The sequence below is a fragment of the Pseudomonas sp. P4_C8 genome (assembly GCF_056401975.1).
Genome location: NZ_JBFUIH010000014.1, coordinates 25,332 through 42,212, shown reverse-complemented (window position 1 = coordinate 42,212; position 16,881 = coordinate 25,332). Strand labels below are relative to the sequence as shown.

Here is a 16,881-nt window from a genome sequence, read left to right as displayed (position 1 = left end):
GGCGACGCGGGCATTCAGCAAAGCCGTGTCATCGTTGACGTCCATCGCGAGCAGGCTCGCTCCCACAGTGGACAGGCGTACTACTTGAGAGTCGAGTAATCCACGCCGTACCACTTGTCCGACAGCTTGGTCAGCGTGCCGTCCTTGTGCATGTCGCCGATGATTTCACCCAGCTTGGCTTTTAGCTCCGGGTCACCCTTGTCGGTGGCAACGGCCAGCGGTTCGAAAAACACCACCGAGTTGTCGACGGCGCGCAGTGGGTAGCCTTTCTTGACAGCGGCATCCAGGGTGCTGCGTTGCGTGAGGATTGCGTCCAGCCGGGTGCCATCGCCCAGGCGCAGATCGTCGAGCGGGCCGACGGAGCCGGCGTAGGTCTTCATTTTTTCGGTTTTTACGTCGTAGACAACTGGCGGTACGTCAGTGGTTTCGATGGCCAGCGCCTGGCTGAAATAGTCTTCTGACGTAGTGCCGCCTTCGACGCCGATGGTTTTGCCATTGAGTGCTTTGTGGTCGGAGACCGTGGATTTGTTGTGCACCGCAAACACATAAGGCACGTAGTAATAAGTCCCGGGGAAATCGAGAATCCGCGCACGACTCTTCGTCGCGGTCATCGAGCCCACAGAAACATCCCAGCGGCCATTCCACTTGCCTGCGGTAATCACATCCCAGTCGGGTGTGATGAATTTGGCCTCGACGCCGAGACGCTTGGCAATTTCCTTGGACACATCGATATCAAAACCGTCGATTTCATTCTTGTCGTTGATGAATCCCTGCGGTGGCCAGGTCGCCGACGTGGCAACGGTCAACGTCTTGCTGCTCTGGATTTTGTCTAGCACGGCACCGGCATTGGCGACGCCGACAAACAACAGTGACAAGGAGGCTGCGAGGGTGATTGCGTGTTTCTTACTGAGCATGTCCATCTCCACTTCTCGTTATTGTTATGCGGGGGTAAAGCGCTTCTCAGTGACCGATGATTTGCGACAGAAATTTCTGCGCGCGTTCGGTCTGCGGGTTGTTGAAAAACTCGGCAGGGGTGGCTTGTTCGATGACCTGTCCCTGATCCATGAACAGCACCCGGTCGGCTACCTTGCTGGCAAAACCCATTTCGTGGGTCACGCAGATCATGGTCATGCCGTCGGTGGCCAACTCGCTCATGACGTCCAGCACTTCGTGGACCATTTCCGGGTCCAGCGCGGAGGTCGGTTCGTCGAACAGCATCACTTTGGGATTCATGCACAGCGCCCGGGCAATCGCCACGCGCTGCTGCTGACCGCCGGACAGTTGCGAGGGGTACTTGTCGGCATGCTCGGCAATTCGTACGCGTTCGAGATAAACCTGCGCGCGTTTTTTTGCTTCGGCGGATGCCACGCCCTGTACCAGTTGCGGGGCCAGCGTCAGGTTGTCCATCACACTCAAGTGCGGGAACAGGTTGAAGCTCTGAAACACCATGCCGATTTCGCTGCGTACGGCGCTGACACTTTCCGCTTCGCTGGTGAGGGTGATGCCGTTGACTTGTATGTGGCCTTTCTGAAAATTTTCCAGGTGATTGATGCAACGAATCATCGTCGATTTACCCGAGCCTGACGGCCCGCACACCACCAGAATTTCGCCGGTGGCGACGTTCAGGTCGACATCGCGCAAGGCGTGAAAATTGCCGTACCACTTGTTCAGGCCAGTGATCGAAATCATCGCGGGGCCAGGTTTTACAGCCGCGACCAGGTCGAGTTGTTCAGCGGTATTGGTTCGAGTCATCGCGTATCAGCCCCTTGCCGTGGAACGGTTGACCCGTTTTTCGATTCGCGCCTGCACCCGTTCGAGAATGAACGACAGCGCCCAGTAGATCATCGCCGCAGTGATCAACATCTCCAGGTGGCGGAAGTCTGCCCGACCCTGGGTCTTGGCCAGGTACATCAGTTCCCAGACGCCGATCACCGACACCAGCGAACTGTCCTTTAGCATGGCGATAAACTGATTGCCGGTCGGCGGAATAATCACCCGCAAGGCCTGGGGCATGATCACGCGGCTGAGGGTTTTGAACGGGCTGATGTTCAGGGCACGCGAAGCTTCCCACTGGCCGACCGGAATGCTCTGGATACCGGCACGGAAAATTTCGGTCATGTAGGCGCCATAGCACAGCGACAGCGCAAGGATGCCGGCCGGCACCGCGTCAACCACATAGCCGAGTTGCGGCAGGCCCAGGTAAATCAGGTAGATCTGAATCAGCAGCGGCACGCCGCGAAAGAACGAGGTGTAGAACGAGGCGAGGGCATTGGCCAAGCCATTGTTCGACAACTTGGCCACTGCGCCGATCAACGCCAGCACAAACGCGATCACAATGGCCAAGGCGGAGATGTACAAGGTGGTGGCAGCGCCCTGGAGGATCAGGAAGCCGACTTTGTCGAGAATGAAACTGTAGGAGAGGTCGAAGGTATCGAAGAAAGCGAGAAACAGGATCAGCAGCTCGACCCACACCACGGTGGTTTGCACCTTGAACTTCAAGCGCCCGAGGACATGGAAGTTCAGCGTGCCCAGTGCCGCAATACCAAGGCCGATGGCGATGTTGCGAGCGGTGAGGCTGTCCGGGGCATTGCCTAGCAGCGGTTGCAGAAAATGGCTTAGGGCGCTGTTGCCCAGGTTCATCAGGTAGGAGCCGAGGAACAGCACCACGGCGACGGCGAGCAGGAATTGAGGATCGTTGGACTTTTTCTTATAAATTATATTGTCGTGATACATGACTGCCTCAATGTGTAGGTGGTGATGATCTCGCTAAGTAAAGGGGGTTTTAGTCAGTATTGCGGTGCGGATTCGGGGACAACAAGCGAACTTAATTCGCTATGTCAGTCCCTGAACTCATTTGCTATCAAGACAGTTTGGCGAGGCATGCCTCAAGGATGTCCATCCCTTCCTCCAGCACCGCCGCTTCGGTGGTCAATGGCGCCAACAGTCGGATGATGTGGCGCGACTTGCCGCTGGGCATCAACAGCAAACCGGCGTCTCGTGCCAATGCCAATAGTTGCGTCAACTGGGCCGACGCCGGCGTGCCATCGGCATTGATCAGCTCGATGCCGCGCATCGCACCCACGCCGGTCAAACGACCCAGATACGGTGAAAGTTTGCTGTCGCGCCAGGCTTCGTAACGGCTGACAATCGCTTCTTCCTGCTGCGCGCCCCAGGCTTGCAAGTTGGCATCCGTCATTTCATCCAGCGTCGCCAGCGCGGCGGCGCAGGCGATGGGATTGCCCGAATAAGTCCCGCCCAGACCGCCCTTGGGCAAGGTGTCGAGCAACGCTTTACGCCCGACCACCGCACCGAGTGGCACGCCGCCGGCAATGCTTTTGCCCAGCAGGATCAAGTCTGGCTCGATGCCCAGTCGCGAGAACGCAAAACGCTGGCCGGTGCGGCCGAAACCGGACTGGATTTCATCAGCGATCAACAGGATGTTCTTTTCATCGCAGAACTTTCGCAGCGCTTGGGCAAATTCCACGTCCATCGTCAGGAAGCCCGCTTCGCCTTGCACCGGTTCGACGATAAAACACGCCACGTCATCGACGTCGATCTCGACGCTGAACAGTCGGTCCATGGCCTTCAAGGCGTCGGCGCAAGTTACGCCGTTGTCTTTGCTCGGATACGGCAAGTGAAACACCGGGCCCGGCAGCACGCCGACTTTCTGTTTGTAGGGGGCGACCTTGCCGTTGAGGTTGAGGGTGGCGAGGGTACGGCCGTGGAAGGCACCGTCGAAGGCGATCACGGCGGTGCGGCCGGTTGCACCACGGACGATCTTCAGGGCATTTTCCGCCGCTTCCGCGCCGCTGTTGGTGAGTATGCCGCTGACCGGGTAGTCCACCGGAATGAACGCAGTCAGGCGATCCATCAGCTCGATGTAAGGCACATGCGGGGCGGCGTTGAATGCGTAGTGGGTCAGTCGCGTGGCTTGTTCGCGAATGGCTTCGACGATGCGCGGGTGGCAATGGCCGAGGTTCAGTACGCCGATGCCGCCGACGAAGTCGATGTAACGCTTGCCATCGGTGTCCCAGACCTCGGCATTTTTGCCGTGGCTGAGCGTGACAGGATGAACGATGTTGATCGACTGGCTGATGGATTCGCTGCTCATGGATGACCGACTCTGAAGAAGGGATGCTTCTTTTTATCTAAGCCGTGAGCAGCGTTACCCGGCAAACGAAATAAAGTTGCCGGGTCAATCTTAAAAGTCGGGATGTGGTGTGCCGCGACTGTAGGAGCACGCGGGCGGCGTTCCGACTTGCCGGCGATGGCGTCCTTGAGATCGTTATCGCCGGCAAGCCGTGCTCCTGCATTTTATTCAGCGGTGAGTCAGTGGTTTCTGAGTGAACTTCACCCCGGCCAGGCCATTGGCAATCAAAGCGCGGATATTGCCGTGGTCGCTGCCATCAGGCGTTGCGACCACCGAACGGTAATGCTCGCCAAACGCCAGCAGCGCTTCTTCATCGCTCAGACCTTCCAGCAGCGCCAGACCCAGGGTCTTGCACGAACCTTCGTTCTGACCGGCCGCGTTTTCCACGCCACCGTTGTTGAAAGCCTGCGGTTGATAGTCGTAACCGGCGGCGATGAAGGCCAGGGTATCGGCAAAGACGTGTTCGCCGCTCTTGAGGCTGGCGCGCAGGGTATTCAAATCACTCATTGGGTTTTCCTTTGGCAAACGCCGCTTGTTGTTCGGCGCTGGCTTCTTGCTGGTATTGGGCTTTCCATTCGGCGTACGGCATGCCGTAAACCACTTCGCGGGCGTCATCGAGGCTGACGTCGATCTGGCGTTCGTCTGCGGCGGCCTTGTACCACTTGGACAGGCAGTTGCGGCAGAAACCGGAGAGGTTCATCAGGTCGATGTTCTGTACATCCTTGCGGCTGTCCAGGTGGGCCACCAGCCGGCGAAAGGCGGCGGCTTCAAGTTCCAGGCGTTGTTGATCGGTCATGGGGGCCTCTGTTCGGTCATTTCGTGGCGCGGATGATAAAAGTCTGGCGAACAATGCGCCAGACGCGGTCAGCGGCTTGCCGCGAGCGTAATCGACACCGATTCGGCGAATCGCAGCGCGTGAGGTTTGTCGACCTCAACCTCGGCGTACAGCACCGACTCGTTGGCCATCACCAAGTCCAGCAACTCCTGAGTCAACCGTTCGAGCAGGGCGAAACGATTGCCCTCTACGTGGGCGATGATTGCCTTGGTGATGGTGCGGTAGTTCAGCGCGTGATCAATGTCGTTGTCACGCACCGCTTCCTGGGCCGCATACAGGATGGTCAGGTTGATCAGCACATCCTGTTTGTTGAGGATTTCATCCTCGTTGATTCCGATGTAGGTCCGCAGGCACAGGTCCTTGACCCGGATGCGTGCCATTCCTGGTTGAAGTTGTGGCATTACGACGTGCTCCGTCCAATCAATTGCAGGAACTCCTGGCGGGTGTTGCTAGACTCGCGGAAGGCGCCGAGCATCACCGAGGTGTTCATGGTCGAATTCTGTTTCTCGACACCGCGCATCATCATGCACATGTGCCGGGCTTCGATGACCACCGCGACGCCGGCGGCATTGGTCACCTGTTGCACCGCCTCGGCGATTTGCCGGGTGAGGTTTTCCTGGATTTGCAGGCGACGGGCGAACATGTCCACCAGCCGCGCAATTTTCGACAGGCCCAGCACCTTGCCCGTTGGAATATAAGCCACATGGGCCTTGCCGATGAAGGGCAGCAGGTGATGTTCACAGAGCGAGTACAACTCGATGTTGTCGACAATGATCATTTCATCGTTGTCGGAGGCGAACAGCGCGCCGTTGACGATCTCTTCGACACTTTGTTCGTAGCCATGACAGAGGTACTGCATGGCTTTGGCCGCCCGCACCGGGGTGTCGATCAGGCCTTCGCGATCCGGGTTCTCACCGAGACCGATGAGAATCTCGCGGTAGCTCTGGGACAGGGCGTTCTGGGGCAGGGTTAGCGTCATGGAGCATCCTCGCGGGGCATCTTATTTGATGTGCCGTCCGCCGTTGACGGTCAGGGTGGTGCCGGTGACATAAGGGTTGTCGAGCAAATAGCGCAGGCTCTGGTAGATCACTTCGCTGCCGGGTTCGATGCCCAGCGCGGATTTGGCCAGCGCCTTGGCGCGGTAAACCGCGTCATCCTCGGGGTTGAACATTAGCAGGGCGGGCGCGATTCCGTTGACCTTGATTGTTGGCGCGTATTTCGCAGCGAAGGATAGGGTGAGGCTGTCGAGCCCGGCTTTGCTGGCGCAGTAGCCAATGTGCTGGCTGCTGCCTTTGCGGGTCACGTCATCGCTGATGTGCACAATGTCCGCAGGGTGTGAGCGTTGCAGCAAGTCCCCACAGTGCAGGTTGATCAGGTAAGGCGCAAGCATGTGCACGCTGAACATGCGGGTGAAGGCGGCGGCGTCGGTGTCCGGCGTTTCGGTCAGCCATTCGGAGGCGTTATGGACAATCGCCCGCAGGCTATTAGTGTGGGTTTTCAGGGCGGTGATGAATGCGAGGATCCCGGCTTCAGTGGAGAAGTCGGCAAACACCGCGGTGGCGCCCAGATCGCGCAACGTCTGGACACCGGGACGTTCGCTGCGGTAGCTGAAGATTACCCGCTGGCCGTCTTCAATCAAACGCTGCGCACAATGCAGGCCAACACGCTGGCCGGCACCGGTGATGAGGATGGGGGCTGCGGAAGAAGTCATGAATGGCTCGCGTCGCGGTAAGAGCAAAACTATACCAGCGCGCGGCGGCATTCACCTACCGTGGGGCTCACCCCAACATTGGGATCATTGATTTCGTGGGAGGGGCTCGGAGGGCAGCGGCCGTGGTACCGCGCTGTTCAGCCAGTTGGCCAGCAGACGGGTCGACAATGGAATGAAGAAGTAGACCATCAACGGCGTCAGGCACAGCGTGCTGATGAACACCCGTGGCAGCAGGCTCATTTCGCTCAGCAAAGGCCCGAGGACAAAATTGAACAACAGGGACACCGGAAAGAATGCCAACCAGATTGCCACCGCCTGTTTCCAGCGTGGCGGGCGCTGACCGACCGCGCCGAACCAGCCCTCAATTCCGCTGACGCGATGTTCCGTGTTGTGGCCAAACAGGTCGCTGCCGCGCGCCAGCCAGGCCGTGCGCGACGCAGAGTGTTCCCAAGCGTGCAGGGTCTGCTCGTCGGCAAAGCGGAAAATAATCTGAAATTCGTCATCGTCCGGCGGCGGAGCGAGCACGCCAGAGCCGAGATAGCCGGGAAAATCGGTGGCCAATTGTTCGCCTTCGCGCAACCAGACCATCAGGTCCTGATAGCGCCCTTCGGCAACGCGACGCGCAACCATCAGCGTGACGGGTGAGGTAGACATTGTGTATCTCCATATGACAGTTGCGTTACTCCGGGTAGGAGTTTCGCCAGGCGCAACACCGGGGTGGTGGGCTGCGCTTTGAGACAAGCAAGGATTATTCCTGATTTTGGCCAATACACCAGCATGAGCGTCGATTATCAAGGTGTTGAATAGTCGGCGGGAGAGTTAGAATGGGATCCAATTTCATCCGTGGACGTCGACTATCCGATGCCTGTCCTGACTGACGTTACTTCTACCCCGCAATCGGATCTGTCCCTGGATCGGGAAGAGCTCTTTCCTATTCGTGAGGTAGCGCGTCTGACGGGCATCAACCCGGTTACGCTGCGCGCCTGGGAGCGGCGTCATGGTTTGATCCAGCCTACTCGCACCGAAAGTGGGCATCGTCTGTACTCAATGCACGATATCGAGAAGGTTCGTAGCATCCTCGACTGGATCGACCGCGGCGTTGCGGTCAGCAAAGTCGGCAAGATCCTGGCCAAGACCGAGCCACTCAAAGTGCTGGCGCAGATCATTCCCACCGAACTCGTGCACGCCGACTACGCTCAGTGGCAGCAACAGGTCCAGGTTGCGGTGAAGGCCTTTGATGAAGTTCAACTGGATCAAATCTATGGGCAGATTTTCTCCAGTTATCCGCTGTCGGTAGTGTTTCAGGACATTTTTCTTCCGCTCTGGAAACAACTGTTGCATCGCCATGAAGCATTCGGCCAGACCAGCGAGTGGCTGTTTCTGGACGCCTTTCTACGTTCTCGCGTGTTGCAACGGCTGATGATGGCGCGGGTCATGCAACCGCGTCGGATCATTGTCTGTGCGATGGCCGATCAATGCCGTGAACTCGACGTGCTGCTCACGGCGCTGTTCCTGAGCAGTGTTGACTCGGCTATTCAGTTATTGGCGATTGGACAGCCTTTCGACGAGTTGACCCTGGTCTGCGAGCGGGTCAAACCCAATGCTTTGGTTTTGGTGTCCAATAATTCGCCGGCCCCTGAATTACCACGACGGCTCAATCGTCTGGCGATGAGCCTGGATTGTCAGTTGATGCTTGCCGGGGATAAGTCGGAACTGGCTCAGGAAAGCCTGGCCGGATCATCGATCGGGTGTCTGGGGAACGACGGAAGGGTAATGCGCCAGCGTCTGAAACAGTTCCTGGCGGGAAACCTTGAAACCTGAAATTCAGATGTGCAGCGCGGGGTGTGTCAGGCGATGTTGCTGAAGGATGTACTGGCGCAGACGCTCGGTTTCGTCCTTGTCAGACTGACTCAATTCGTAGGCGAAGAAACCTTGCTCGGTTTCACGCTCAAAGGTACCGCGCAAAGCAATCCGTTCGTAGCCTGACGGGCTGAACCACAAGGCGAAGTGTTTGGGTGGCTTGGTCTTGTTGCGGACTTCCAGCAAAACTCCTTTGAACGAGATTTCGTGCACATACATTGTGCCTGGCTGGCCTTTGGCATTCTCCAGCGCCACCGGTTCTTCAAGTGCCAGGCGCCAAGGACGAACCATTGGCCCGTCCTCGTAAATGCTTGGCACGCCCAAACGCAAATGCAGCGCATGAAACTCGTCTTCCACCAGGTGCAGCGGAAAGGTCATTTGCTGATTTTCGAAGTTGGCATGAATGGTGACTTGCTCATGAGCCGCGAGGCGCGTGAGCAAATCACGTATCTGCGAACCACTATTAACGAGCAGGCTCGACGTCGCATCCCGCACATTGAGCTGTGGGTTATGTTGCATTGTCTGGATGAAATCCAGTTCGTCCTGAGTCAGGAGTGCGTCGCGCTGCATGGCATGCTCGAAAGGTATAGATACAAAGTCATTGGTGATTGTAGTTAATGACCATTAATTCACCGTTTTGTTTTTGCCGTTCGTCGCTTCAGCGCAGAAAGTTCGGCGTGTGCTTCGGCCAACTGGGCTTCCAGTTGCACCACACGTTGTTGCGCTTTGACTTGGGCCGTGACGTCCTTCTGTACACCGACGAAGTAAGTCTGCCCGTCGTTCGGGTTTTTCACCGTCGACAGCGAGAGTTCATTCCAGAATGGGGTGCCGTCCTTGCGGTAGTTCCTGAGGATTTCCCTGCAGTATCCTTCCCTGTTCAACGCTTCGCGAATGGTGGCAAGCGCTGCCTGATCCCGGTCGCCGGCCTGTAAGAAGCGGCAATCCTGATAGAGGATTTCTTCATTGGTGTACCCCGTCAGACGTTCGAATGCCGGGTTGACGTAAATCAGGATGTTGTCCTGCTCGCCTTCCTTTTCGGCAATCACGATGCCGTCGTTAGAAGCATTGATCACCATTTGCAGCAGCTGAGCATTGATCATCGGAGAATCCTTTCCGCAGTGATTGAGTGCTGCATTCTAAAAGAACAATGCAGGTCCTGCTGTTAATATCCGGTTTTCACTCAGTTTCAGGATCAGATAGATGAAAGTCGCCATCCTTTCCGGCTCGGTTTACGGCACGGCCGAAGAAGTCGCCCGTCACGCCGCGAGTATTTTGAAGACCGCCGGTTTCGAAACAATGCACAACCCACGCGCGTCGCTGGCCGATGTCCTGGCTTTCGAACCGCAAGCGTTTCTGGCGGTGACGTCGACCACCGGCATGGGTGAATTGCCGGACAACCTGCAACCCTTGTATTCGATGATTCGTGATCAGTTGCCCGCTGCCTGGCGCGGTCTGCCGGGAGCGGTCATCGGCCTGGGCGATGCGAGCTATGGCGATACCTTCTGTGGCGGCGGCGAGCAGATGCGTGAATTGTTCAGTGAACTGGGTCTGCGTGAAGTGCTGCCCATGCTGCGCCTGGACGCCAGCGAAACTGTGACCCCCGAAACCGATGCCGAGCCCTGGCTGGCAGATTTGGTCAGCGCATTGCAGTGAAAATCGGGTTCGTCATGGTTCTGATGAAATTGCTGAATATGGTTATTGGCGTCGGTCCTTTGACATGGATCCAGACTCATTGCGCCACTGACTCGCTAGGCCATCAAGCTGGCTGCCAATGCAACTACACGAAGACCGGGGGCTGACTAGACTGCTGTGACGACAGCAGAACAATAAGAATAGGAGGTCATGCCGTGAATGTTGCCCCCGTCCAGTCGCCCCACAGTGTCAAAGGTAAAGTCAGTGCCGCCGAGTGGCAGACCCGAGTCGATTTGGCGGCCTGCTATCGTCTGGTCGCCGCGCATGGCTGGGACGATCTGATCTTTACGCACATCTCGGCCAAAGTGCCCGGTACCGAAGATTTTCTGATCAACCCGTTTGGGCTGATGTTTCATGAGATCACGGCATCGAGCCTGGTCAAGGTTGATCAGGCCGGCAACAAGTTGATGGACAGTCCATACGACATCAACCCGGCGGGTTACACCATTCACAGCGCCGTGCATGAAGTTCGCCACGATGTGGTTTGCGTGCTGCACACTCATACTGCTGCCGGCGTTGCGGTCTCGGCGCAAAAGCAGGGCATTCTGCCAATCAGTCAGCAATCCTTGTTTGTCCTGTCCAGCCTGGCTTACCACGCGTATGAAGGCGTTGCGCTGAACCATGAAGAGAAGGCGCGCCTGCAAGCCGACCTCGGTGAAAACAATTTCCTGATGCTGCACAACCACGGTTTGCTGACCTGTGGCAGCACCATCGCCGACACGTTCCTGATGATGTTCACCTTCCAGCGCGCCTGCGATATTCAGGTGCTGGCACAGAACGGCGGCGCCGAACTGATCGCTATCGAACCGCAGATTCTGGACGGCGCCAAGGCGATGATCGCCGGCGTGACCAAAAGTACTCAAGGGATGGGTGGCGCGTTGGCCTGGCCAGCGCTGCTACGTAAACTCGATCAACAAAACCCGGGTTATAAACTCTAATGCCACTCGCCGAGATCCCCCTGTGTGTCTGGCGCAAACGCGGCCAGACGTTTGTATTCCATGGCCAGACTATCCGCTATTGGACGGCCGGGCAGGGTGAGCCGCTGTTGCTCATCCACGGCTTCCCGACCGCCAGTTGGGATTGGCATTACCTGTGGCAACCACTGGCCCAGCGCTATCGAGTAATTGCTTGCGACATGCTTGGCTTCGGCGATTCGGCCAAACCGGTGAACCATGAATACAGCCTGATCGAACAGGCCGACTTGCAACAGGCGTTGCTGGCGCATTTGAGTGTCACGCAACCGGTGCACGTATTGGCCCACGATTATGGCGACAGCGTGGCGCAGGAACTGTTGGCCCGACATTACGAAACCTGCATTCACATCGCCAGTTGTGTGTTCCTCAATGGTGGCCTGTTTCCGGAAACCCATCGTCCGCTGCTGGCGCAAAAATTGTTGCTCAGCCCCTTGGGCTGGATGATTGGCCGCGCTTTCACGCGTGACGCGCTGGTGAAGAGTTTTCGGCGGATTTTCGGGCGGATGACCCGGCCGACCGAAAGTGAGATGGATGATTTCTGGGGGCTGATCAACAGCAATCAAGGTTCGCGGATCATGCACAAGCTCATCACGTATATTCCAGAGCGGCGTGTCCAGCGCGAGCGTTGGGTCGGCGCCATGCAGCGCGGTGAAGTGCCGCTGCGCGTCATTGATGGCGAGGTCGATCCGATTTCCGGTGCACATATGGTCGCGCGCTATCGCGAACTGATCCCCAATCCGGACACGATCCTGCTGGCCGAAATTGGCCATTACCCCCAGATCGAAGCGCCGGGGCAGGTACTCAAGCACTATCTGGAGTTTCGTGATCGGCAGGCATTACCCCCGCGCAGGGCTGCCTGTTCCTGATTATCCCCCAGCCTTATCGGGCACCATTCAGCCCGACCCTTGTTCATTGTGACCAGCAGCGCCGTGCCTGACACTCGGGTTCATCGTCCCTTGGCCTGCTGGAGTTCCCCCATGAATGAGTCTGTGCGCTTCGAAGATAAAGTCGTGATCGTCACCGGTGCAGGCGGCGGCCTGGGGCGGGCACATGCGCTGCTGTTCGCCAAACAGGGCGCCAAAGTGTTGGTCAACGACCTCGGCGGCTCAGCGCAAGGTGAGGGCGCCAACGCGTCGGCAGCAGACCGCGTAGTGGCCGAAATTCGCGAGGCCGGCGGGACTGCCGAGGCCAACCACGACTCCGTCACTGACGGCGATAAAATCGTCCAGCACGCGCTCGATGTTTTCGGTCGTATCGATGTAGTGGTCAACAACGCCGGGATCCTGCGCGACAAGACTTTCCACAAAATGGAGGATGCCGACTGGGATCTGGTTTACCGCGTCCACGTCGAAGGCGCCTACAAAGTCACCCGTGCCGCCTGGCCGCACATGCGTGAGCAAAACTACGGCCGCGTGATCTTCACTGCGTCGACATCGGGCATTTACGGCAACTTCGGCCAGTCCAACTATGGTATGGCCAAACTCGGCCTCTACGGCCTGACTCGCACACTCGCCATCGAAGGCCGCAAGAACAACATCCAGGTCAACGCCATCGCGCCTACCGGCGGCACTCGCATGACCGAAGGCCTGATCCCGCCGCAAGTATTCGAGCAACTCAAACCGGAACTGGTCAGCCCGCTGGTGGTGTATTTGGCCAGTGAAAATTGCAAAGAGACTTCCGGGTTGTTTGAAGTTGGCGGCGGCTGGATGGGCAAGGTGCGTTGGGAGCGCAGCCTGGGTGCCGGGTTTGATCCGCGGGTGGGGTTCTCACCGGAAGACGTGGCGGCGCAGTGGGAGCAGATTTGTGATTTTGAGGGGGCAGCGCATCCGAAGGACAATATTGAAGCGCTGAAGGAAATGATGGGGAATCTGCAGAAGTATTCGCTTTAATGGAAGCCAGCAAGGTCACCGTTCTGACCTTGCTGGTTGTTAATGTTCAGAGCGTTTTAGTTTGCTGTGGCTATCAAGGAAAATATTTGCGAACCAATGCCGCCAGACTTGCTGCCGTTTGCGCATCCATGATCCCGTCGTAATTTTCAGGGCGGAAGTGCAACTGAAAGGCTCGAACAAGTTGTGCGAAACCTTGATCGGTTGATGCATTTGAAACGTCATAGCCATAGGTTCTGAACAGTTTCAGCAATTCGGCTCGGGCAGGAATGCCGGTTTCGTTGTATTGCTGCAAATAGGTGTCGCGGGTGGCATCGTCGAACCAGGCGCCAACGCCTTTCAAATAAAGTGCATGCCAAGGGAATTTCGGCCCTGGGTCACTCTTGCGACCGACCGCAACATCAGAGTGGCCCAGGACTTGGGTCGGGCTGATATCCGGGTAGCGTTGAAGAATGTTCAGCGCCAACTCCTCAATGGCGGCAATTTGGTCTGGCTGATACGGCGGGAAATTGAATACCCCTTGGCTGAACGTCGCCAGGTTAACGATTTCAACGCCAATAGACGTATCGTTCAGATTGCTTCGGTTACCCCACTGACTGACGCCCGCATGCCAGGCGCGCCGGGTTTCGTCGACAAGACTGAAGACTTCCTGCGTGGTGTGGCCTGCGTTCAAGTAGCTCGGATCGGTGATGTCCGGAACCAGATAGTGTGCGCTGACATTCGGGCCGGTCAATGCATTGACTGAACTGGAGAAGTTACCGGCCGTGTAGTGGAAAATCAGAAAGCGTACGCGGCTGTTGGAACTCTGAGTAGAATGAAGTTTGTTGTAGATGATAGGTTTCATGAAAGATTGCTCGTTAATAGTTAAGTTAAAGTCAGCGCACCCTAGGCGTGGATGAATGACCTGTAATTAACATTAATGGCGGGGGCGCTTCGCGTGTTTACAGAAGCCTGTAGTCGCTTTCCGAAGAATGCGTAGGCAGTAGAAGTCTGGGTTGAGGAGTGGCAGCTTTGAAAGTGGAGCCAGGCACGTCTGCCTGCTCCACTGTTTTATCGCTATTCTTCTATTTTAAAGCCAGGTTTTCCGTTGGCGGCTCGCCATTGCTTTATAGCTTCTAATACGCCGGCAGGGCTGTCTTCGACACCCGGTTCGGGGTAGTACAGGATGCCTGTTCCGTTTGGATGTTCTGAAGTGCTTACGATGTTGTCAACAATTGCGTCATGTTCTTCTTCCGAAGAAAACCCTCCTTGGAAAAGGCGATTAATAAGGGTTGCGTATTCGGATTCTGAATAGTCTTCAAATTTGCTTTTAAGTATCATGCTTTATTTCTCCTTTTTCGAGTGGGTTTCGATGTGTTGCTTTGGTGTCAGCACACGCAGATTATCTAGATCGTAGACCGCGCCGCCCTCACTGATCGGTTTGACATGATGTATCTCAAATTTTTTCCGTCCGCCCACTTGTTCTGAGGGCAATGCACTCGGCGATAAACCATCTCTCACATCAGTTTTGTTGAGTTGTGTGAATTGATCAAATAGAAGTTGTTCGTTTGCGACAGCCTTCCAGAATTCTCTGCGAAATGCTTTGAAACTTGAAAACTCCCTCCCTCGAAGTTTATCCGCGACCTGCATAGGAATCGGTGCTCCTTCCTGCGTCGAGGCCGTCCCTATCCAATTTCCCGAAACCGACTGTCCGGAACCACCTGCAACACCCGGTTCGTTCCGTCGATCCCTGAACATTGTAAAAATCGGGGGGATACCCGATTCAGCCGGGAAGACGGTGATAAAGCCACCAAAGCTGTACAAATCCAGCTCTGGAAATTCATCGAGCCTTCCTTCCAAGGCGGTTAGGGTTGTGCCGTCATAAACGGCAATGTTCGGCTCGCTTGCGGGGAGGGTGGTTGACCGGTTGTTCGGCTTGACGATTGGCGTCCAGGTCATGCCTATGGACGGGGCGTCCGGGTCGTAAGACCTATATGTATTAACGGCTGGATCGAAAGTGGCGAGTCGCACCGGGACGTTGCCAGGTATCGTTGTGTCGTTAGTGGCAGCAACAAAGAACTCGGTTGTGTTCCCCACTGTTTTGGAGCCAATTGCTACCGGCAGCCTGACTTCTCCATTGACTTGGGCAATTGCATACAAGTCGTCAAGATTGCCCTGTACGAAATCCGAGAGCGGGATACTCAAGGCTTGGAGGTCGTTGGGCTGGTACTCCGAAAGCGCAAGGCTCCAGGCATGGAAGTCGTCCGGGACGAGATCCGAAAGCGGGGTGCTCAGTTGACGGCTTTCACCGTCAGCCAGCGGAGAAGGAAACAGAAGCGCCGCAAATCCGACTAGTACAGCGCTTGCCGCTGCGGTGCTCGCTGTTGTTACTGCGGCAACTGCGGTGTGCAGTGCGGACCTGACGGCTTGGGTTGTCGCTACACCAATGGCGAGACGACCCGCTGCCAAGGTGAATACCGGACCCGCTGCGGCAGACTGTCCTGATATGGGAAACGGCCGACTGGCTTTGGCGGCTTCCCACGCTTTGAACATCGCAACCATCGCTCTGAATCGTGCGAGCTCTTGCGCATGTTTTTTGGCTTCGGCCTCCTTCCTTTCTTTTTCCTCCTGTTCTTCGCGCGCCTTTTCTTCCTGCCGTTTGACCTCGGCTTGTGCTTCGAGAAGAGCCCGTTCCGCAGCGACCTGCCGAGCTGCCGCTTCTGCTGCAATCCGCGCCTGCTCAACCGCCAATTGCCGTGCGCTTTCCAAAGCGGCAAGTCTTGCTTGCTCTCGAGCCTGTTCGGCTGCCAATTGCCGTGCGCTTTCCAATGCGGCAAGTCGTGCTTGCTCTTGAGCCTGTTCCTCTGCCACTCGGCGCGCACTTTCCAGCGCAGCAAGTCGCGCTTGCTCACGAGCTCTTGCCGCAGCCTCCTCGTTTATGCGCGCCAGTTCAGCCGCCACTCGATGAGCTTCGCGCTCCGCTTCTAGTTGTCGTTGTTCTTGCGCTTGAGTAGCGACAAGAAGGTTCTGCACATGTATTTGTTGGGTATGTAAAAGTTGAATCTGCTCTGTTAGGAAGTTTGCAGAGTAAGCGGCTTTATAGGAGGCCACCCACCTTGCATAAACGGGCCCGTAAGGTGTTACAGGTCTTTCAAGCGTTTGAGCTTTGGCTAAATAATCACCAATTGTTTTGCCGATTGGGCTGTGTCCATAGAAGGAATTAGCTACTGAGATTTGAGTGTGTAGTTCAGCTGTTTTTTGTTGGATTAATAGATTTCTGATGTTGAGTTCGTGTTGATACGCTTGTGTTGGGCTCGTTATTGATATCGGATGTTGAGCTCTCAGGTTTGCCAGATCAATTTCTGTCGATCCTGGTAAGTTCTGAAGTTTTGCACTGTGTTCGGCTTTTACGGAGCTCTCCGTAACTTTAATATTATCCCGGGTTTCGCGCCGAAGTTGTTCGTTTAGTGTGAGGCCGGAGCCAATTCCTCCGGGGCGAGTCGGCGGGACGCGAAATCCACCTCCTATTGGGTTTGTTCCAGGCTTTGGTTGTTTACCAACATAAGTTGTCGGTAATTCAATTTTCCCATGTTCTCCGGCAACATGTGAGGTCGGCGGGGGAGCTTGTTTCTCTGACATATCGTTCTTCCATGAGTGGTTGTCGCTCGCTGAAGAAAAAGCTTATGTCAGGGGTGAAAATGTTGGGTCTGTGAAACGTGTAGGCGTTTTCTTTTTGGATAGTAAGTAGTTGCTGCTTCTATCCAGATCGAAAGATTTTTCCCGCGTTAAATTCA

Annotated in this window: 19 protein-coding genes and 1 pseudogene; 5 read left to right on the top strand and 15 right to left on the bottom strand. The window is 56.3% G+C overall.

What is annotated here, in order from left to right; translation table 11 throughout:
- Positions 1–80 precede the first annotated feature (80 nt).
- From AC1DWM_RS11155 to AC1DWM_RS11110, 10 genes are all read right to left on the bottom strand, one after another.
- The gene (locus tag AC1DWM_RS11155) at positions 81–914 is read right to left on the bottom strand and encodes a transporter substrate-binding domain-containing protein (RefSeq protein WP_477795207.1); all 834 of its coding nucleotides are present in this window, start codon (positions 912–914) and stop codon (positions 81–83) included.
- A 46-nt stretch (positions 915–960) separates the two neighbouring features.
- Complete coding sequence (locus AC1DWM_RS11150) at positions 961–1,752, bottom strand: amino acid ABC transporter ATP-binding protein (RefSeq protein WP_477795206.1); 792 nt, start codon at positions 1,750–1,752, stop codon at positions 961–963.
- 6 nt (positions 1,753–1,758) lie between these two features.
- The gene (locus AC1DWM_RS11145) at positions 1,759–2,733 is read right to left on the bottom strand and encodes an amino acid ABC transporter permease (protein ID WP_223516541.1); all 975 of its coding nucleotides are present in this window, start codon (positions 2,731–2,733) and stop codon (positions 1,759–1,761) included.
- A 127-nt stretch (positions 2,734–2,860) separates the two neighbouring features.
- Positions 2,861–4,111, bottom strand: coding sequence for a 2-aminoadipate transaminase (locus AC1DWM_RS11140; RefSeq protein ID WP_477795205.1), 1,251 nt, complete (start codon positions 4,109–4,111; stop codon positions 2,861–2,863).
- A 207-nt stretch (positions 4,112–4,318) separates the two neighbouring features.
- Entirely contained in the window at positions 4,319–4,657 is a 339-nt protein-coding gene (locus AC1DWM_RS11135; RefSeq protein ID WP_223516545.1) for a HopJ type III effector protein, read from the bottom strand.
- On the bottom strand, positions 4,650–4,946 hold the full coding sequence (locus AC1DWM_RS11130; RefSeq protein WP_007944633.1) for a DUF1244 domain-containing protein: 297 nt from the start codon (positions 4,944–4,946) through the stop codon (positions 4,650–4,652). The genes AC1DWM_RS11135 and AC1DWM_RS11130 overlap by 8 nt, the downstream gene beginning before the upstream one ends.
- Positions 4,947–5,014: 68 nt before the next feature.
- Positions 5,015–5,386, bottom strand: coding sequence for a dihydroneopterin triphosphate 2'-epimerase (gene folX / locus AC1DWM_RS11125; RefSeq protein WP_008054404.1), 372 nt, complete (start codon positions 5,384–5,386; stop codon positions 5,015–5,017).
- Positions 5,386–5,964, bottom strand: a complete 579-nt coding sequence (gene folE, locus AC1DWM_RS11120) for a GTP cyclohydrolase I FolE (protein ID WP_477795204.1) — start codon at positions 5,962–5,964, stop codon at positions 5,386–5,388. Before folE ends, folX begins: the two co-directional genes overlap by 1 nt.
- 21 nt (positions 5,965–5,985) lie before the next feature.
- Positions 5,986–6,696, bottom strand: a complete 711-nt coding sequence (gene folM / locus AC1DWM_RS11115; protein ID WP_223516549.1) for a dihydromonapterin reductase — start codon at positions 6,694–6,696, stop codon at positions 5,986–5,988.
- Positions 6,697–6,780: 84 nt separating this feature from the next.
- Positions 6,781–7,350 carry an antibiotic biosynthesis monooxygenase gene (locus tag AC1DWM_RS11110; RefSeq protein ID WP_477795203.1) on the bottom strand — a complete coding sequence of 190 codons (570 nt, stop codon included), beginning with the start codon at positions 7,348–7,350 and terminating at the stop codon, positions 6,781–6,783.
- A gap of 207 nt (positions 7,351–7,557) precedes the next feature.
- On the opposite strand from AC1DWM_RS11110, the gene AC1DWM_RS11105 reads away from it, so the two are divergent.
- A complete protein-coding gene (locus AC1DWM_RS11105) occupies positions 7,558–8,517 on the top strand; it encodes a MerR family transcriptional regulator (RefSeq protein ID WP_477795202.1) in 960 nt (319 codons plus the stop codon).
- 3 nt (positions 8,518–8,520) lie between these two features.
- Here the strand turns inward: AC1DWM_RS11105 and AC1DWM_RS11100 are convergent, their stop codons facing one another.
- Together AC1DWM_RS11100 and AC1DWM_RS11095 are read right to left on the bottom strand one after the other, a co-directional pair.
- Positions 8,521–9,126 (bottom strand): hypothetical protein, encoded by a 606-nt coding sequence (locus AC1DWM_RS11100; protein WP_223516554.1) that lies wholly within the window; start codon positions 9,124–9,126, stop codon positions 8,521–8,523.
- A 54-nt stretch (positions 9,127–9,180) separates the two neighbouring features.
- Positions 9,181–9,656 (bottom strand): annotated as a pseudogene (locus AC1DWM_RS11095) (PAS domain S-box protein).
- Between the two features lie 100 nt (positions 9,657–9,756).
- Between AC1DWM_RS11095 and AC1DWM_RS11090 the strand changes: the two are divergent.
- The 4 genes from AC1DWM_RS11090 to AC1DWM_RS11075 all read left to right on the top strand — a co-directional run bounded on the left by AC1DWM_RS11090 (position 9,757) and on the right by AC1DWM_RS11075 (position 13,111).
- Entirely contained in the window at positions 9,757–10,209 is a 453-nt protein-coding gene (locus AC1DWM_RS11090) for a flavodoxin (RefSeq protein ID WP_223516555.1), read from the top strand.
- 194 nt (positions 10,210–10,403) lie between these two features.
- Positions 10,404–11,186, top strand: coding sequence for a class II aldolase/adducin family protein (locus tag AC1DWM_RS11085; RefSeq protein WP_477795201.1), 783 nt, complete (start codon positions 10,404–10,406; stop codon positions 11,184–11,186).
- Positions 11,186–12,088, top strand: a complete 903-nt coding sequence (locus AC1DWM_RS11080; RefSeq protein ID WP_223516559.1) for an alpha/beta fold hydrolase — start codon at positions 11,186–11,188, stop codon at positions 12,086–12,088. Before AC1DWM_RS11085 ends, AC1DWM_RS11080 begins: the two co-directional genes overlap by 1 nt.
- A gap of 111 nt (positions 12,089–12,199) precedes the next feature.
- The gene (locus AC1DWM_RS11075) at positions 12,200–13,111 is read left to right on the top strand and encodes an SDR family oxidoreductase (RefSeq protein WP_477795200.1); all 912 of its coding nucleotides are present in this window, start codon (positions 12,200–12,202) and stop codon (positions 13,109–13,111) included.
- Between the two features lie 73 nt (positions 13,112–13,184).
- Here AC1DWM_RS11075 and AC1DWM_RS11070 read toward each other — a convergent pair whose 3' ends face one another.
- The 3 genes from AC1DWM_RS11070 to AC1DWM_RS11060 all read right to left on the bottom strand — a co-directional run bounded on the left by AC1DWM_RS11070 (position 13,185) and on the right by AC1DWM_RS11060 (position 16,726).
- Positions 13,185–13,952: an N-acetylmuramoyl-L-alanine amidase gene (locus tag AC1DWM_RS11070; protein ID WP_477795199.1), complete on the bottom strand. Its 768-nt coding sequence runs from the start codon at positions 13,950–13,952 to the stop codon at positions 13,185–13,187.
- A 212-nt stretch (positions 13,953–14,164) separates the two neighbouring features.
- Positions 14,165–14,428, bottom strand: a complete 264-nt coding sequence (locus tag AC1DWM_RS11065; protein ID WP_477795198.1) for a bacteriocin immunity protein — start codon at positions 14,426–14,428, stop codon at positions 14,165–14,167.
- Between the two features lie 3 nt (positions 14,429–14,431).
- Positions 14,432–16,726, bottom strand: a complete 2,295-nt coding sequence (locus AC1DWM_RS11060) for an S-type pyocin domain-containing protein (RefSeq protein ID WP_477795197.1) — start codon at positions 16,724–16,726, stop codon at positions 14,432–14,434.
- Positions 16,727–16,881: the final 155 nt, after the last annotated feature.

Coding starts and splice junctions, on each gene's coding strand:
- folE (WP_477795204.1), bottom strand. CDS start 5,964: ATGACGCTAACCCTGCCCCAGAACGCCCTGTCCCAGAGCTACCGCGAG.
- AC1DWM_RS11155 (WP_477795207.1), bottom strand. CDS start 914: ATGCTCAGTAAGAAACACGCAATCACCCTCGCAGCCTCCTTGTCACTG.
- folX (WP_008054404.1), bottom strand. CDS start 5,386: ATGCCACAACTTCAACCAGGAATGGCACGCATCCGGGTCAAGGACCTG.
- AC1DWM_RS11140 (WP_477795205.1), bottom strand. CDS start 4,111: ATGAGCAGCGAATCCATCAGCCAGTCGATCAACATCGTTCATCCTGTC.
- AC1DWM_RS11135 (WP_223516545.1), bottom strand. CDS start 4,657: ATGAGTGATTTGAATACCCTGCGCGCCAGCCTCAAGAGCGGCGAACAC.
- AC1DWM_RS11105 (WP_477795202.1), top strand. CDS start 7,558: ATGCCTGTCCTGACTGACGTTACTTCTACCCCGCAATCGGATCTGTCC.
- AC1DWM_RS11130 (WP_007944633.1), bottom strand. CDS start 4,946: ATGACCGATCAACAACGCCTGGAACTTGAAGCCGCCGCCTTTCGCCGG.
- AC1DWM_RS11090 (WP_223516555.1), top strand. CDS start 9,757: ATGAAAGTCGCCATCCTTTCCGGCTCGGTTTACGGCACGGCCGAAGAA.
- AC1DWM_RS11075 (WP_477795200.1), top strand. CDS start 12,200: ATGAATGAGTCTGTGCGCTTCGAAGATAAAGTCGTGATCGTCACCGGT.
- AC1DWM_RS11060 (WP_477795197.1), bottom strand. CDS start 16,726: ATGTCAGAGAAACAAGCTCCCCCGCCGACCTCACATGTTGCCGGAGAA.
- AC1DWM_RS11065 (WP_477795198.1), bottom strand. CDS start 14,428: ATGATACTTAAAAGCAAATTTGAAGACTATTCAGAATCCGAATACGCA.
- folM (WP_223516549.1), bottom strand. CDS start 6,696: ATGACTTCTTCCGCAGCCCCCATCCTCATCACCGGTGCCGGCCAGCGT.
- AC1DWM_RS11100 (WP_223516554.1), bottom strand. CDS start 9,126: ATGCAGCGCGACGCACTCCTGACTCAGGACGAACTGGATTTCATCCAG.
- AC1DWM_RS11070 (WP_477795199.1), bottom strand. CDS start 13,952: ATGAAACCTATCATCTACAACAAACTTCATTCTACTCAGAGTTCCAAC.
- AC1DWM_RS11145 (WP_223516541.1), bottom strand. CDS start 2,733: ATGTATCACGACAATATAATTTATAAGAAAAAGTCCAACGATCCTCAA.
- AC1DWM_RS11080 (WP_223516559.1), top strand. CDS start 11,186: ATGCCACTCGCCGAGATCCCCCTGTGTGTCTGGCGCAAACGCGGCCAG.
- AC1DWM_RS11150 (WP_477795206.1), bottom strand. CDS start 1,752: ATGACTCGAACCAATACCGCTGAACAACTCGACCTGGTCGCGGCTGTA.
- AC1DWM_RS11110 (WP_477795203.1), bottom strand. CDS start 7,350: ATGTCTACCTCACCCGTCACGCTGATGGTTGCGCGTCGCGTTGCCGAA.